This window comes from Amycolatopsis sp. NPDC051373 (assembly GCF_040689465.1).
Classification (GTDB): domain Bacteria; phylum Actinomycetota; class Actinomycetes; order Mycobacteriales; family Pseudonocardiaceae; genus Amycolatopsis.
The window spans coordinates 133,575-148,900 of record NZ_JBFBAE010000021.1; the positions used below are offsets into that span (position 1 = coordinate 133,575).

A 15,326-nucleotide genomic window follows, 5' to 3' on the forward strand; every position below is an offset into this window, starting at 1 on the left:
GCGGGTCGGAGCGGCCGGGGGCCGATCGCACCTGCCTGATCGAGACGCCGGCTCAAAGGCGATCTCGCACGCCCCGCCGGAGGCGGGGCCAACGACAAGGAACATCGACATGAGGCACCCTCACCCCGGTGCGCGAGGCGCGCACCAACACGGAGAACACGGTCGTCCCGCTTTCGGCCCGTTCGGCCGCGAGTTCGGCGACTTCGGATTCGGCCCCGGCGGCCCGATGGGTCGCGGCCGGCGAGGCCACGGTCCCGGCGGACGGCGAGGCCACGGCGGCCCGCGTCGCGGCCGGCGCGGTGACGTCCGCGCGGCGATCCTGACCCTGCTCGCGGAACAGCCGCGGCACGGTTACGAGATCATCCGCGAGATCGGCGAGCGCAGTGGCGGCTTCTGGAAGCCCAGTCCCGGCTCGATCTACCCGACGCTGCAGATGCTGGCCGACGAAGGCCTGGTCGTGAGCAAGGACGAGAACGGCAAGAAGCTGTTCGAGCTCACCGACGAGGGCCGCGCGGCCGCGGAGCAGCAGACCGGCACCCCGCCGTGGGAGCACTTCGCCGAGGACGTCGACCCCGTCGAGGTCGACCTTCGCAAGGCGGGCGCCACGCTCGCGGCGGCGGTCGTGCAGGTGATGCGCGCCGGCAGCCCGAACCAGCAGGCTCGGGTGGTCGACGTGCTCAACGAGGCCCGACGCTCGGTCTACTCGATCCTCGGCGAGGTCGAGGACACCGACGAGTCGCCGGAAGAAGCCGAGTGACCCGGCAGGACGAGGCCGGTGGGCTTGACCCGCGTGTGCACGCGGTAGCCCACCGGCAGCGTCACCCCGGCCCCGCCGGCCGTGCTGACCGTGCGCTTGTGCACGTCGGCCACGGCCCGCGCGGCGACCTGCGCGCTGAACTCGATCTTCAGCACTGACTCCATGGCGGCGTGGTCGGCGAACAACCAGCGCGTCGCCACGCGCCGGAGGCTGAAGCCCTCGCCTTCGAAGAACTTCTCGACCTCTACGGGGTCGTAGTGCGGGATGTCCGCCCGAAGCCAGCCGCCGTACGGCTCGCTCGTCGCGTCGAGGTCCACGATCAGGATCGACCCGCCGGGCCGCAGCACTCGTTCCGCTTCACGCAGCCCCGGCTCGCAGCCGGGGCCGAAGAAGTACGCCGTGCGCGCGTGGACCACGTCGACGCTCGCGTCGTCGACCGGCAGCCGCTGCGCGCGGCCTTCCCGCACCGACACGTTCGGCAGTTCCCGCACGCGCTTCGCCGCGTCGCGCGCCAGCGGTGCGTACGGCTCGACGCCGAGCACCGAGCGCGCTTCGCGGGCGAAGCGCGGCAAGTGGAATCCGTCACCACAACCGAGGTCGAGAACGTCGCGGCCGGTCCAGTCGCACTCCTCGCGCAGGACACGCCAGATCTCGCCGTCGACGTCCTGCGCGCGGTTCTCCACCTCGTAAGCCTGCTGGTAGTACCAGATGTTGGGGCTCGGCAAGACCTCCGTCGCGCGGGACAGGCGCGAGGAGCGGGAGAAGAGACGCACGAACTCCTCCAACGTCGGCGGCCGCGGCCCAGTTCCGGATTCCGGGGCTCATGGCGAAAAAATCACCGGCACCGCATAGACTTTCCTACTCACCAGGAGGAGGCCGCGATGACCGTCGGTTCGGCCAGTTCAAGTCCGATTCCGGCCGGCCTCCCGTGCTGGATCGAGGTCGCCTGCCGCGACGAAGCGGTGTCGCAACAGTTCTACACGGGCTTGTTCGGCTGGCGGTACGACGTGCGCCGCGACCCCGCCGCGCCCACCGGCCGCTACTGGATCTCGTCGCTCGCCGGCGAGCCGACGGGTGGCCTCTACCAAGCCGGGGCGCAGAGCGAGCCAGGCTGGACGCTGCACGTCTCCGTGCCGCACACCGCGAGCGCGGCCGAGTGGGTGGAGCACCTCGGCGGACAGGTGACCCTCGGACCGGTCGCGATCGCCGACCGCGGCAGCATCCTGCACGCGATCGACGCGGCGGGTGCGCCCGTGGTCTTCTGGGAGGCGCCGCAGGACTGGCGGTTCATGACCGGCATCCCGAACACGTTCAGCGGCGCCGACCTCAACGCGCACGACGGCGCGGCGGCCGATCACTTCTACACCAAGCTCTTCAACTACGCGAGCCACCAGATCGGCGACGGCGAGAGCGTCGACTACGCGGAATACCTCATCGAACACACGCCCGTGCTCTACCGCTACGTGATGGGCCAGGAATACAGCCGCGACACTCCCCCGCACTGGCTCGTCTACTTCGAGGTCGACCCGGCGCGCGGCTGCGACGCGACGGCGGGCCAGGCGCTGATGCTCGGCGGAGACGTGGTGATCCAGCCGTACGACACGCCCTTCGGCCGCATGGCGATCCTCGCCGACCCGGACGGCGCGGTGTTCGCGGTGATCGACCACTCGCGCACGCTCGACGACGTCGGCCGCGCCGAGGTCGACGACCCTTACGACGACTGAGCTTTACGAAGATTGAGCTTTACGAAGACCGAGGCCGCAGCAACCCCGTCAGCGCCGCGATCGCGGCGTAACCCCCGGCGACGATCCACATCGCCGTGCCCGGCAGCAGCCCGCCGACGAGCGCGACGCCCACTGCGCCACCGGTCTGGCGCGCCGCGTTGAGCACGCCCGCGGCGATGCCTGCCTTGCCGGGCAACGCGTTCATGGCCAGCGACGTCATCGCGGGCATCGCGAGCGAGCAGAACCCGAAGATCAGCGAGAACACCACCAGCAGCACCGGCGAGCGCTCGTCCGGCAGCACCGCCATCCCCGCCGCGCCGACCAGCGCCGTGAGACTGCCGACGACGATCGGCAGGCGTGAGCCGAACCGGTGCGTGAGCCGGCCGCTGACGAACGCGTTGAGCCCCACCGCGAGCGTGAGCGGCACGAGGGCGAGCCCGGCGACGAGCGCACTGAGGTGCCACACGCGTTGCAGGAACAGGGCGAGGCAGAACAGCGTGCCGTAGAGGCAGAAGTTGAACAGGCCGCCGATCGCCGTCGCTACGGCGAAGGCCCGTACGCGCAGCACACCCAGCGGCAGCACGGGCGCGGCGATCGCCTTTTCCGCGACCACGAACGCGATCCCGGCCACGACGCCGGCTCCGACGAGCACCAGCGTGGTCGCGTCCGCCCAGCCCGCGTGGCCCGCCTCGATGAGCCCGGCAACCACGCACGCCAGCGCGGCCGTGCCGAGGACCTGCCCGACGCCGTCAATGCGGGTTTGCCGGCGCGGCGTGGTTTCGGTGACGTACCGGCGGGTCAACGCGATCGCGATCAACCCGACGGGGACGTTCACCGCGAAGACGAGCCGCCAGTCGGCCAGCCCGACCGCGAGGCCGCCGAGCATCGGCCCCGCCGCGAGCCCGACGCCGCTCATGCCGCCCCACACGCCCAACGCGCGGGCCCGGGCGCCGGCTTCGGGGAACTGGTGCACGATCAACGCCAGCGACGACGGCAGCAGCGCCGCCGCGCCGGCCCCCTGCACCGCGCGGGCGGCGACGAGCCACGGCAAGGAATCCGCTGCGGCACAAGCGATCGAGGCGAGCACGAACACCGCGACGCCGATCTCGAAAACGCGCCGCGAGCCCCACCGGTCCCCCGCCTCGCCCCAGGTGAGCAGGAACGCGGCGAGCGCGACGGTGTAGGAGTCGACCACCCACTGCAGCGCGGCCGTCGACCGTTCGCCGAACTCGGCGCCGATGGCGGGCAGCGCGAGGTTCACGATGGTCGCGTCGAGCGTGATCATCACGAACCCGAGGCACACCGCGGCGAGCGCGAGCCGGGCCGGGGAACGTTCGCGGGTCGAAGCTGGGGTCGACGCGGTCATGACCTCGAGTGAAACGCACCGACGCTTCGGTGGTCCACGAACCGTTCGCTACCCCTGGGAGGCCGAAGCTCCCAGCGCAGGTCCGCGGATCGGGTCGATCAGGGGGTCAGGCGCGTCACGCGGGGACGAACGCCGACAGCAGCAGCCAGGAGACGACGGCCGAGGGCAGCAGCGAGTCGAGGCGGTCCATGATGCCACCGTGGCCCGGCAGGAGCGTGCCCATGTCCTTGATGCCGAGGTCGCGCTTGATCAGCGACTCGACGAGGTCGCCGAGCGTCGCGGTGAGCACGATGGCCGCGCCGAAGACCGCGCCCTGCCAGGTGTGGCCGTGGAGCATGAGGCTGATCGTGAGGATGCCGGCGACGATGCCGGCGACCATCGACCCGGCGAAGCCCTCCCAGGACTTCTTCGGGCTGATCGTCGGTGCCATCGGATGCTTGCCGCCGAGCACGCCGGCGATGTAGCCGCCGGTGTCGGAGGCGACTACGGCGATGAGGAACGTGAGGACCCGGCCGACACCGTCCTCGGGCGGCACGAGCATCGCGGCGAACGCGCCGAACAGCGGCAGGTACGCGCTCGCGAACACCGACGCCGAGATGTCGCGCAGGTAGCCGTCGGCGCCGCCGGGCAGCCGCCAGAGCAGGCAGGCGAGCACCGTGATGACGAAGGCCGTGAGCGCGCCCGCGCGCCCGAACGGCCAGGCCAGCCAGATCATCGCCTGGCCGCCGACGAGCACAGGGATCATCGCGACCTTGATGTTCGCGACGCGCTTGAGCACGCCGGCGAACTCGAAGGTGCCGACCCCGATCGCGATCGCGATGACCCCGATGAAGATGAAGCGGACAGTGAGCAAGGAAACGATGATGGCCGCGCCGAGCAGCACGCCCACGCCGATGGCCGCGGGCAGGTTTCGCCCGGCCCGGGAGTCCTTCTTGGCCGGCTCCGGCTGTGCAGCGGGTTCCGGCTGTCCACCCGGTTCGGGCTGGTCAGCCGGCTCCGGCTGCGGGGTGTGCTCCACCCGCTCTTCTCGTTCCTCGCTCACCTGGCTCATCAGACCTCGAGCAGCTCGGCTTCCTTGTGCTTCACCAGCTCGTCGACCTGGTGCACGTAGGTGTCGGTGAGATTCTGCAGCTCCTTCTCGGCGCGCGCGACCTCGTCCTCACCCGCTTCGCCGTCCTTGGCGATCCGGTCGAGCTCTTCCTTCGACTTGCGGCGGATGCTGCGGATCGAGACGCGGGCGTCCTCGCCCTTGCTCTTCGCGACCTTCACCATCTCCTTGCGCCGCTCTTCGGTGAGCTGCGGGATGACGATGCGGATCACATTGCCGTCGTTGCTCGGGTTCACGCCGAGGTCGGACTCGCGGATGGCCTTCTCGATGGCACCGAGCTGCGTCTGGTCGTAGGGCTTGATCAGCGCCATGCGCGCCTCGGGCACGTTGACACTCGCCAGCTGGTTGAGCGGGGTCATCGCGCCGTAGTACTCGACGACGATGCGCGAGAACATCGACGGGGTGGCCCGGCCGGTCCGCACCGACGTCAGGTCGTCCTTCGCGACGGACACCGCTTTTTCCATCTTCTCCTCGGCGTCGAGGAGGGTCTCGTCGATCACGGCTACTCCCGGTGTTGTGATTGTCGAACCTGTGCTGATCCCAGCAGGTCTAGGCCGACGCCCCGTCGGCGGGGGTGTTGACCAGCGTCCCAATCCTCTCACCACTCACCGCACGAGCGATGTTCCCCTCGGTGAGCAGGTTGAAGACGATGATCGGCATGTTGTTGTCCATGCAGAGGCTGAACGCGGTGGCGTCGGCGACCTTGAGGCCGCGCTCGAGCACCTCGCGGTGGCTGATCTCGTGGAACATCGTGGCGCTCGGGTCGGTCTTCGGGTCGGCGGTGTAGACACCGTCCACGGCCTTGGCCATGAGCACGGCTTCGCAGCCGAGCTCCAGCGCGCGCTGCGCGGCGGCGGTGTCGGTGGAGAAGTACGGCATGCCGACCCCGGCGCCGAAGATGACCACGCGGCCCTTCTCCAGGTGCCGCTCAGCGCGACGCGGGATGTACGGCTCGGCGACCTGGCCCATCGTGATGGCGGTCTGCACGCGCGTGGGCAGTCCTTCCTTCTCCAGGAAGTCCTGCAGGGCCAGGCAGTTCATCACGGTGCCCAGCATGGCCATGTAGTCGGCGCGGTCACGGTCCATCCCGCGCTGGGACAGCTCCGCGCCGCGGAAATAGTTACCCCCGCCGATCACCACCGCCACCTGCACGCCGGTGCGCGCGACCGCGGCGATCTGCCGCGCGACGGAGTGGACAACGTCGGGATCGACCCCGATCGAGCCGCCACCGAACATCTCGCCGCCCAGTTTCAGCAGCACCCTTCGGTAGCCACCGTCGACCCGGTCACCCATTTGTGTGTCGCCTCCCGTGTTCACTCGCCGCGGACCCCTTCGTGAGGGAGCATCCTCGGCCGGACCCGACTGTGCCCCGTCCCCGCACCGCGGAGACGGGGCACAGTCGCAGAACTTAGACCCAGTACCTCGCTCAGGCCTGGCCGACCTCGAACCGGGCGAACCGGGTCACGGTCACGCCGGCCTCGTCGAGCAGAGCCTTCACGGTCTTCTTGTTGTCCTTGACCGACGGCTGCTCGAGCAGGACGTTGTCCTTGTAGTACGCGGTGACCTTGCCCTCGATGATCTTCGTGAGGGCCTGCTCCGGCTTGCCCTCTTCGCGGGCGGTCTGCTCGGCGATGCGGCGCTCGTTCTCGACGATCTCGGCCGGCACCTCCTCGCGGGTCAGGTACTTCGCGCGCAGCGCGGCGACCTGCATGGCGGCACCGCGGGCAGCGTCGGCGTCGTCACCGGTGAACTCGACGAGCACGCCCACGGCCGGCGGCAGGTCCGAGCCGCGGCGGTGCAGGTAGGTGGCGGTCTGCCCCTCGAACGACACCACGCGGCGCAGCTCGAGCTTTTCGCCGATGCGGGCCGAGAGCTCCTGCACGGTGTCGATCACGGGCTTGCCGTCGAGGTCGGCGGCCTTGAGGGCCTCGACGTCGCTGGTCTTGAGGGTCTTCGCAACCTCGACGATCTTCGCGGCGAGCTGCTGGAAGTCGTCGTTCTTGGCGACGAAGTCGGTCTCGGAGTCGAGCTCGATGAGCACGCCGCCCTCGCCCGTGACGAGGCCCTCGGCGGTGGCGCGCTCGGCGCGCTTGCCGACGTCCTTGGCACCCTTGATGCGCAGGAACTCGACAGCCTTCTCGAAGTCGCCTTCGTTCTCTTCGAGGGCCTTCTTGCAGTCCATCATGCCGGCGCCGGTCATCTCGCGCAGGCGCTTCACGTCAGCGGCGGTGTAGTTCGCCATCGTGTTGAATCCGTCCGTTTCAGGTACGTGTGAGGTGATCAGCGCCCGGGCGGCCCTGCGCGGGCCGCCCGGACACGGTGGATCAGGAGTTGGCCGGGGCCTGCTCGGTCACGGCTTCGGGGGTCGCCTCGGTGGCGGCGGCCTCGGTGGCCGCCTCCGTCGCGGCAACCGCCTCGGTGGCGTCCGCGGCAGCGGTCTCCGAGCCGGCGAGCAGCTCCTTCTCCCACTCGGCCAGCGGCTCGTCCGACGCCACGCCCGGCTCCGGCTTCGCGTCGGCCGACGCGCCACCTCGGCTCGAACGGGCCATCAGCCCGGCGGCGGCGGCCTCGGCCACCACCTTGGTGAGCAGCGCGGCCGAGCGGATCGCGTCGTCGTTGCCCGGAATCGGGTAGTCGACCTCGTCCGGGTCGCAGTTGGTGTCGAGGATCGCGACGACCGGGATGTTCAGCTTGCGAGCCTCGCCGACGGCGATGTGCTCCTTCTTCGTGTCGACGATCCACACCGCGCTGGGCACCTTGGCCATGTCGCGGATACCGCCGAGGGTCTTCTCGAGCTTGTCCTTCTCACGGGTGAGCGTGAGGATCTCGCGCTTGGTGAGACCCGCGAAGCCGCCGGTCTGCTCCTGGGCCTCGAGCTCCTTGAGGCGCAGAAGGCGCTTGTGCACGGTCTGGAAGTTGGTCAGCATGCCGCCGAGCCAGCGCTGGTTCACGTAGGGCATGCCCACGCGCGCGGCCTCGTTGGCGATGGCTTCCTGGGCCTGCTTCTTCGTGCCGACGAACATGATCGTGCCGCCGTGCGCGACGGTTTCCTTGATGAACTCGAACGCACGGTCGATGTACGTCAGCGTCTGCTGCAGGTCGATGATGTAGATGCCATTGCGCTCGGTGAAGATGTAGCGCTTCATCTTCGGGTTCCACCGACGCGTCTGGTGCCCGAAGTGCACGCCGCTGTCGAGCAGCTGCTTCATGGTGACGACGGCCATTGCCGGAATCACACCTTCTCTATAGTCGCGCACCCCCGCGGTTCGCGCCCGCGGACGTGCTCGTTCGGTTTGTCGCTCGCGGCCCGGGTGACCGCTCGCCCTGGTGCTCGTGCCGGCATCCGGACCCCGCGGTTCTCACTTCCGAGAACCCCAGGGACCGCCGGGCGCCGTGCGACTCCTCCGTCCGGACCTCCGCGGATGTTTCAAGCGGAACCGGCCGGGGCTGCGCGCACGAGCACGCGAAGTCAGCCCAGCGAGTGGGCTGCGGAAAAGATTCTACCCCCTGCCACCAGGGGCGTCCCCACCGGCAGCGCTCCCGCCCGGCGGAGTTGTCCACAACTCGGACCGCCTGTGGACAACTCACCTTGTTGGCAGGGTGCCGGTCCGCGGGTGCCTCATGATCGAACCCGTGACGACGACCTCGTGTTCCTCGATGCGTTCCTCGATGCCGCGGCCGGGCTTTGCACTGTGGCGTGGCGGTTTGCGGCCGGCGCGTGTTCTGCGCGCTTCGGGCGACGTGGGCGCTTCCGCCGCGCTCGACGCTCCGGGTGTTCTGGCCGCTTCAGGCGCCTTGCGGGCTTCAGGCGGCCAGCGGTCTTCGGTTGCGCTGGGTGTTCTGCGGATGCCCTGGGTGTCCCGACCTGCTCCACCTGATCGGTCTCCTCGGCGGGGGCGACATCGACGCCCTGCCCCACCGTTGTGGATGCGCTGGCTCGGCGTGCTGCGCCGGGCCGCGGCGCGGACCCGGCTCGTGATGGCCACCGCGCTGGTGCTGCTCACCGTGTTGCCCGGCGCGTGGGCCGGACGGGCACTCGCGGACGTCCCGCCTTCGCCGAATGTCGGCGCGCAAGCGGGACGGTTGGCCTGGCCGCTCACGCCCCGGCCGAAAGTCACCCGGTTCTTCGAACCACCCGCCACGGCCTACGGACCCGGCCACCGCGGCGTCGATCTGGAAGCCGCCGCGGGACAACAGGTTCTCGCGGCCGACATGGGTGTCGTGATCTTCGCGGGTCAGATCGGGGGCCACGGCGTCGTCGCGGTGGACCACGACGGTGGCCTCCGCACGACCTACCTGCCACTCACCCCGACCGTGGTCACCGGCGACCAGGTGTACCGCGGCCAGCCGCTGGGGACCGTGGCCGCCGGGCACCCCGGCTGTCCCACTGCCACGTGCCTGCACTGGGGTGCCCGCAAAGGAGAGGAGTACATCGATCCGCTGGCGCTCGTCGGCACGCCGGGCCGAGTCCGCCTGAAACCCTGGGCCGACCCGCACTGACCAGGCCGCGCTCACGTGCTGGGCTGCTCCGTGAGCTTCGCGCGCAGCCGCATCACGGCACGGGTGTGGAGCTGGCTCACCCGGGACTCCGTGACGCCCAGGACCTTGCCGATCTCGGCGAGCGTGAGGCTTTCGAAGTAGTAGAGGCTGACCACGATCTTGTCGCGCTCGGTCAGCTGGGCGATGGCCTCCGCGAGCTGGCGGCGGTTGTCCTGGTCGACGAGGACGGCGACGGGGTCGACGGCGCCGTCGTCGGGGATCGTGTCGACGAGAGAGCCGCTGTCCTTGCCGGCCGCGACGAGGTCCTCCAGCGCGACGACGCTGGTGAGCTGGAGCTGGCCGTAGAAGTCGCGCAGGTCGTCGACGCCGATGTTGAGCTCGGTGGCCAACTCGGCATCGGTGGGGGTGCGGTGCAGGCGCGCGCCGAGGCGCTCGAGGGCGCGCTCGGCCTCCTTCGCCTTGCTGCGCACGGCGCGGGGCACCCAGTCCTGGGAGCGCAGGTCGTCGAGGATCGCGCCGCGGATGCGCTGCATCGCGTAGGTCTCGAACCGCAGCCCCCGCGCGGGCTCGAACTTCTCGATCGCGTCGACGAGGCCGAAGATGCCGGACTGAACGAGATCGCCCACGTCGACGTGCGTCGGCAGGCCCGTGCCCACGCGGCCGGCGACGTACTTCACCAGGGGCGCGTAGTGCAGCACCAGCCGGTCGCGCGACACCTGGTCCGGCTTGTCGGCGAACTGCTGCCACAAGGCCTGGATACCCGCGTCGACGTCATGACCGGGGCGCCCGTCCTCGCTGACGGCGCCCTCGCCTCCGGCAGTGCTCACCCCGGCGTCCGTGACTTGCGGCGTGGAGGTCATTGCACGGTCGTTCTCGGCATGCGGCTCAGTATGGTCTCCGTGCTCGTGCGGATGCGCGTGCGCCAGTGGTTCGGCCCCCAGTTTTCCGGCCGAGCCGCCACTGGCCTCGTCAGGCCCGTGGGTGTGCTCGGTCATGGATCGCCTTCAGCCGATCGACGGTCACGTGAGTGTAGAGCTGGGTCGTGGCAAGCGTAGCGTGACCGAGCAGTTCCTGAACGCTCCTGAGATCGGCACCTCCCTCCAGCAGATGGGTCGCGGCCGAGTGGCGTAGTCCGTGTGGCCCCATGTCGAGTGCTCCGGGTACCGCGGCCACTGCCTCGTGCACCACGCGCCGCGCCGCGCGCGGATCGAGCCGGCTGCCACGAACCCCCAGGAAGAGGGCCTGTTCCGACTTCGGGCCGGCCAGTTCCGGGCGCCCCGCGTCGAGCCACGCGGTGAGTGCTTCGGCCGCCGGAACGCCGAACGGCACCGTCCGCTCCTTGTCCCCTTTCCCGATCACCGAGACGACACGCCGCCCGAAATCGACCGCGCCGACGTCCAGACCACACAACTCCGACACCCGGATGCCACTCGCGTACAGCAGTTCGACGAGCGCACGGTCACGCAGCGCAACCGGATCCCGCTGCTCGGCTCCCATCGCGGCCGCCTGCATCAGCTCGTCCGCCTGATCGGCCCGCAGCACGCCCGGCAACGTCCGGTGCGCTCGCGGCGCCGCGAGCCGGCCGCCCGGGTCCGCCTTCAGCGCGCCCTGCCGGTGGGCCCAGGCCGTGAACGTCCGCGCCGCCGCCGCCCGACGCGCCAAGGTCGTCCGGCCCGCCCCGTCGGCCCGCTGCCCGGCAAGCCACGCGCGCAGCAGCCCGATGTCGAGATCGGCGAGCCCGCGGCTGTCGTCCTCCGCCGCGGTCAGGAACCCCAGCAGCGACACCACGTCGCCCACATACGCCCGCACCGTGTGCGGCGACAGCCCGCGCTCCAGCGTCAGATGCCGTTCGTACTCGGCCACCACCGCACGCTCCGGCCCGGGCAACCCCTCGCGCACCGCCCGCAGATCCGGCCGCTGCGGGCCTTTCCTGTGCCCCGGGGTGCGCGGGACCGCGTCCCGGCGGGCGCTCGCTGACGACATGCCGATCACGCTGCGCGAACCACCGCCCGAGGTCAAGCATCGCCACGCCGTTCTCCTCTGTGCCGCATACACATTCCGCGGCCACTTGGGCTTTACGCGGTCCGGCCGAGCACCGCGGTCGTTGCCGTTCACCGAGGTGCGAGCGGGTGGTCGGCTACCGCGCCCGCGACCGAACGCCCTGTCCGGCGCCGATCAAGGTCCTACGGACCGGCGCGGATACCGTGCGGGCGTGCGGGCGTGCGGGCGTGCGGCCGAGCGTGTCAGCGTCCGGCGGCGTCCGGCATCGAGCGGTCAGAGGCCACCTCCGAAATTCGGTGCCGTTCACTGCGGACCGATCCGTGGCCACGCGTAGCCGCTCTCCGCGCGGGTGAGCGCGGCGACGGCGCCGTTCACCAAGGTGCGAACGGTGGTGGGGCGCCGGCGGGTGCCATGGCACGCGACCGAACGCCCTGTCCGGCGCCGATCAAGGTCCTGCGGACCGGCGCGGATACCGTGCGGGCGTGCGGCCGAGCGTGTCAGCGTCCGGCGGCGTCCGGCGGCTAGCGGTCAGAGGCCACCTCCGAAATTCGGTGCCGTTCACTGCGGACCGATCCGTGGCCACGCGTAGCCGCTCTCCGTGCGGCTGAGCGCGGCGACAAGCGCCGTTCACTTCGGTGCCGCGCGGACGATGCGGCGCCACCCGGTGTCGCCGCGGACGGCGAAGCCGTCGATTTCCAGTTCGGGCAACAGGGCTCGCACGCGGTCGACCGGGACGCCCGATTCGGTGGCGACCTGGTCGGCTGAGCGGCCGGCGCGGGGTACGAGTGCTTCGTAGACCCGGAGCGCTTCGGGAGCGAGGACGTCGGTGGGGCGACGCGGCCGAGGGTTTTCCGGTTCGGGGGCGGGGCCGAACCGTCCGACGGTGTCGACGACTTCGTCAACGGAGGTGACGAGGGTGGCCTTGCAGTCGCGGATGAGGGCGTGGCAGCCGGCGGAGTTGGCGGACTGGATGGGGCCCGGCAGCGCCATCACGACTTTGCCGAGGGCGCCCGCGGTGGTGGCGGTATTGCGCGCGCCGCTGCGGATGCCGGCTTCGATGACGACGGTGCCGTCGGTGAGGCCGGCGATGAGGCGGTTGCGGACGAGGAAGCGGTGGCGCGCGGGTGGGGTGCCGGGGGCGTACTCGCTGACGACGGCGCCGCCGTTGTCGGCGATGCGCCTCAGCAGGTCGACGTGGCCGGCCGGGTAGCCGATGTCGACGGCACAGCCCAGTACCGCGACCGTGACGCCGCCGGCGCCGAGGGCACCGCGGTGAGCGGCGCCATCGATGCCCAGGGCGGCGCCGGAGAAGACCGGGACCTCGCGGGTCGCGAGGCCGTGGGCGAGCTCGGCGGAGTTGTGTTCTCCGTAGTTCGTCGCGAGGCGCGCGCCGACGACGGCGACCGCGCGGTCGGCTGCCTTCGCGAGGTGCGCGCCGCCGCGGACCCAGAGGGCGAGCGGGGCGGCGACGTTCTCGACTCCGCGGCCGCTCGCGACCGCCAGCGAGAGCAACGGCCACGCCGGCCACTCGTGGTCCTCGGGCACGACCAGGCGGGCTTGGGATTTCGCGGCCGTCTCCAGGTCTTGCTCGGCCAGGTCGACTTCGCGTCGGGCAGCGGTTTCGCGACGGACCTTGTCGGGGCAGTCGCCGCTGCGGACGCGGGCCGCGGCCTCGACCGGGCCGCGCTCCCCCACGAACGCGACCAACGCCGGCGCCGGGGGCTCGGCTACGCGCAGCAGGTAGGCGCGGGCGAGGCGTTCTTCATCCGTGGCGGTGGCGACGGGCTGTTCGGTGGGCAGAGCCGTCATGCCGCACCTCTCAGTCTCACGAGCGACAGCCGGCGCGGCACGAGAACGGCGCGGACGCGGGCGGGATCGCGTTCGGGCGGGTTGTGGGGATTCGGGACGAGACGCAGGTGGCGTTTCACGGCGGATTCCCTTCGGGGGCGGGTCATGCGGCGGTCCTTTCGCGGAAGTCGAGAGCGGCGGCGACGTGGTCGGGCGTCGGGTGGGGCGTGGCGGACAGGTCGGCGAGCGTCCAGGCGATGCGAAGGCAACGGTCGGCACCGCGGGCCGTGAGGAGGCCACGGTCGAGGGCGCGGTCGAGCAGGGCGGTGGTGGGCGACGGCAGCGCGAACTCGCGGCGGAGGGTGGGGCCGGGGACGTCGGAGTTGGCGCGCCAGCCGTGCGTGCGCCAGCGGTGGGCCGCGCGGTCGCGGGCGGCCAGGACGCGGGCGCGGACCGCCTCGGACGATTCGGGCGCCGCGGACTGGTGCGCGGAGATGGCGGTCAGCGGACGCAGGCGCACACGGAGGTCCACGCGGTCCAGCAGTGGTCCCGAGATCCGCCCGAGGTAACGGCGCCGGACGATCGGCGAGCAGATGCAGTCGGTCTCACGCGGCGGCGCGCAGGGGCACGGGTTGGTGGCCAATATGAGCTGAAAGCGGGCCGGGTAGCGGACGGAGCCCTTGGCACGGGCGATGCGGACCTCGCCTTCTTCGAGGACGGTGCGCAGTGAGTCGAGGCGGTGGCCGCTGAACTCGCAAACCTCGTCCAGGAACAGCACGCCGCGGTGGGCTCGGCTGATGGCGCCGGGCGTCGCGATGCCGCTGCCACCGCCGACGAGCGCCGCGACGGTGATCGAGTGGTGCGGCGCGACGAACGGCGGCACGGTCACCAGCGGCGCAGCCTTCGACAGGGAGCCGTCGATGGAGTGGATGGCTGTGACCTGCAGTGATTCCTCTTGGGACAACGCCGGGAGCAGGCCCGGCAGGCGTTTGGCCAGCATCGTCTTGCCGACGCCCGGTGGGCCGGTGAGCAGCAGGTGATGCCCGCCCGCGGCGGCAACTTCCAGGGCCCAGCGGGCTTCCGGTTGGCCGACGACGTCGGCGAGGTCCGGTACTTCCGGTGGTTCGGCTGCGACGGGTTCGGGACTCGACTCGAGTTCACCTTCGCCCTTGAGCCACGCGACGAGGTCGGCCAGGCGCGAGACGCCGGCGACTTCGAGGCCGTCGACGAGCGCAGCTTCGTAAAGCGACTCCGACGGGACGACCGCTCGCTCGTACCCCGCTGCCCGCGCAGCCAGCAGTCCGGGCAGTACTCCGCGGACGGGACGGATGCGGCCGTCGAGGGCCAGTTCGCCGAGGAGGATGGTGCGGAGGAGTTTTGTGGCCGGGACTGCGCCGTTCGCGGCGAGCACTGCGGCGGCGATGCCGAGGTCGTAGCCGGAGCCGACCTTGGGGAGGTTGGCGGGCGAGAGGCCGAGCGTGACTTTACCGTCGGGCCAGGGCTGGCCGGAGTTGCGGACGGCTGAGCGCACGCGGTCTTTCGCTTCCCTCAGCCCGGCGTCGGGCAGGCCGACCAGAGTCACCCGGCTGAGCCCGCCGCCCAGGTCGGCCTCGATCTCGATCACCCGGCCTTCGATGCCGAGGAGCGCGACGCTCCATGCTTTGGCGATCGGCATCAGGCCACCTCCGCGACGGTTTCGTGGCTCGCCAGGCGGGACTCGGTGTGGCGACGCCGGATACTGGGCAGCGCACGACAGTGAGCCCTTGCCATGGGCACCACGCCGCACCCGGAACGCACGCGGGCCACCTGGCCAGGTTGGGCATGGCGATTCAGTGGCAGGGCAACCCGGGAATTCGCGATCGGCGTCAAGCCATACCCAGCAACAGCCTTCCGAGCCACCAGGCTGCACTCGACACCACAGATCCGCAGCAGCACAAAGCAACGGTCTTCCTTGATGGGCACCCCATCGCGCGCAGAAGTCACGCAGGTCGCCGGGACAGCCTCGAGCCGGCGGTTCCGTGGCGACGCAGAGCCGCAGGCTGTTTTGGTGGCCATCAAGCCACCCCCAGCGACAGCCGTGCG

The 15,326-nt window shown here is 71.0% G+C and carries 14 protein-coding genes; 3 read left to right on the forward strand and 11 right to left on the reverse strand.

Translation table 11 applies throughout. The annotated features are described in order from the left end of the window. Positions 1-109 precede the first annotated feature (109 nt). Complete coding sequence (locus AB0383_RS33635; protein ID WP_364182798.1) at positions 110-757, forward strand: PadR family transcriptional regulator; 648 nt, start codon at positions 110-112, stop codon at positions 755-757. On the opposite strand, the gene AB0383_RS33640 is transcribed toward AB0383_RS33635, so the two are convergent. Next, a complete protein-coding gene (locus tag AB0383_RS33640; RefSeq protein ID WP_364182801.1) occupies positions 700-1,530 on the reverse strand; it encodes a class I SAM-dependent methyltransferase in 831 nt (276 codons plus the stop codon). The two genes, AB0383_RS33635 and AB0383_RS33640, sit on opposite strands and share 58 nt — an antisense overlap. A gap of 108 nt (positions 1,531-1,638) precedes the next feature. On the opposite strand from AB0383_RS33640, the gene AB0383_RS33645 reads away from it, so the two are divergent. Further along, positions 1,639-2,481: a VOC family protein gene (locus AB0383_RS33645; protein WP_366189454.1), complete on the forward strand. Its 843-nt coding sequence runs from the start codon at positions 1,639-1,641 to the stop codon at positions 2,479-2,481. Between the two features lie 19 nt (positions 2,482-2,500). Here the strand turns inward: AB0383_RS33645 and AB0383_RS33650 are convergent, their stop codons facing one another. The 6 genes from AB0383_RS33650 to rpsB all read right to left on the reverse strand — a co-directional run bounded on the left by AB0383_RS33650 (position 2,501) and on the right by rpsB (position 8,179). Continuing rightward, a complete protein-coding gene (locus AB0383_RS33650) occupies positions 2,501-3,847 on the reverse strand; it encodes a DHA2 family efflux MFS transporter permease subunit (RefSeq protein WP_364182806.1) in 1,347 nt (448 codons plus the stop codon). A gap of 115 nt (positions 3,848-3,962) precedes the next feature. Next, a complete protein-coding gene (locus tag AB0383_RS33655) occupies positions 3,963-4,898 on the reverse strand; it encodes a phosphatidate cytidylyltransferase (protein WP_364182809.1) in 936 nt (311 codons plus the stop codon). Continuing rightward, positions 4,898-5,455 (reverse strand): ribosome recycling factor, encoded by a 558-nt coding sequence (frr, locus tag AB0383_RS33660; protein ID WP_285969478.1) that lies wholly within the window; start codon positions 5,453-5,455, stop codon positions 4,898-4,900. The genes AB0383_RS33655 and frr overlap by 1 nt, the downstream gene beginning before the upstream one ends. 49 nt (positions 5,456-5,504) lie before the next feature. After that, the gene (pyrH, locus tag AB0383_RS33665; RefSeq protein ID WP_220237812.1) at positions 5,505-6,248 is read right to left on the reverse strand and encodes a UMP kinase; all 744 of its coding nucleotides are present in this window, start codon (positions 6,246-6,248) and stop codon (positions 5,505-5,507) included. Positions 6,249-6,381: 133 nt separating this feature from the next. Further along, entirely contained in the window at positions 6,382-7,197 is an 816-nt protein-coding gene (gene tsf, locus AB0383_RS33670; protein WP_364182816.1) for a translation elongation factor Ts, read from the reverse strand. A gap of 82 nt (positions 7,198-7,279) precedes the next feature. Next, a complete protein-coding gene (rpsB, locus tag AB0383_RS33675) occupies positions 7,280-8,179 on the reverse strand; it encodes a 30S ribosomal protein S2 (RefSeq protein WP_366189455.1) in 900 nt (299 codons plus the stop codon). Between the two features lie 703 nt (positions 8,180-8,882). On the opposite strand from rpsB, the gene AB0383_RS33680 reads away from it, so the two are divergent. After that, complete coding sequence (locus tag AB0383_RS33680) at positions 8,883-9,455, forward strand: M23 family metallopeptidase (RefSeq protein ID WP_366189456.1); 573 nt, start codon at positions 8,883-8,885, stop codon at positions 9,453-9,455. Between the two features lie 11 nt (positions 9,456-9,466). Here the strand turns inward: AB0383_RS33680 and AB0383_RS33685 are convergent, their stop codons facing one another. From AB0383_RS33685 to AB0383_RS33700, 4 genes are all read right to left on the reverse strand, one after another. Beyond that, positions 9,467-10,315: a FliA/WhiG family RNA polymerase sigma factor gene (locus tag AB0383_RS33685; protein WP_364182824.1), complete on the reverse strand. Its 849-nt coding sequence runs from the start codon at positions 10,313-10,315 to the stop codon at positions 9,467-9,469. A gap of 109 nt (positions 10,316-10,424) precedes the next feature. Next, on the reverse strand, positions 10,425-11,321 hold the full coding sequence (locus AB0383_RS33690; RefSeq protein ID WP_364183169.1) for a tyrosine recombinase XerC: 897 nt from the start codon (positions 11,319-11,321) through the stop codon (positions 10,425-10,427). Positions 11,322-12,083: 762 nt separating this feature from the next. Beyond that, positions 12,084-13,265 (reverse strand): DNA-processing protein DprA, encoded by a 1,182-nt coding sequence (gene dprA, locus AB0383_RS33695; protein WP_364182826.1) that lies wholly within the window; start codon positions 13,263-13,265, stop codon positions 12,084-12,086. A gap of 142 nt (positions 13,266-13,407) precedes the next feature. Next, positions 13,408-14,919, reverse strand: a complete 1,512-nt coding sequence (locus AB0383_RS33700) for a YifB family Mg chelatase-like AAA ATPase (protein WP_366189457.1) — start codon at positions 14,917-14,919, stop codon at positions 13,408-13,410. Between the last annotated feature and the right edge of the window lie 407 nt (positions 14,920-15,326).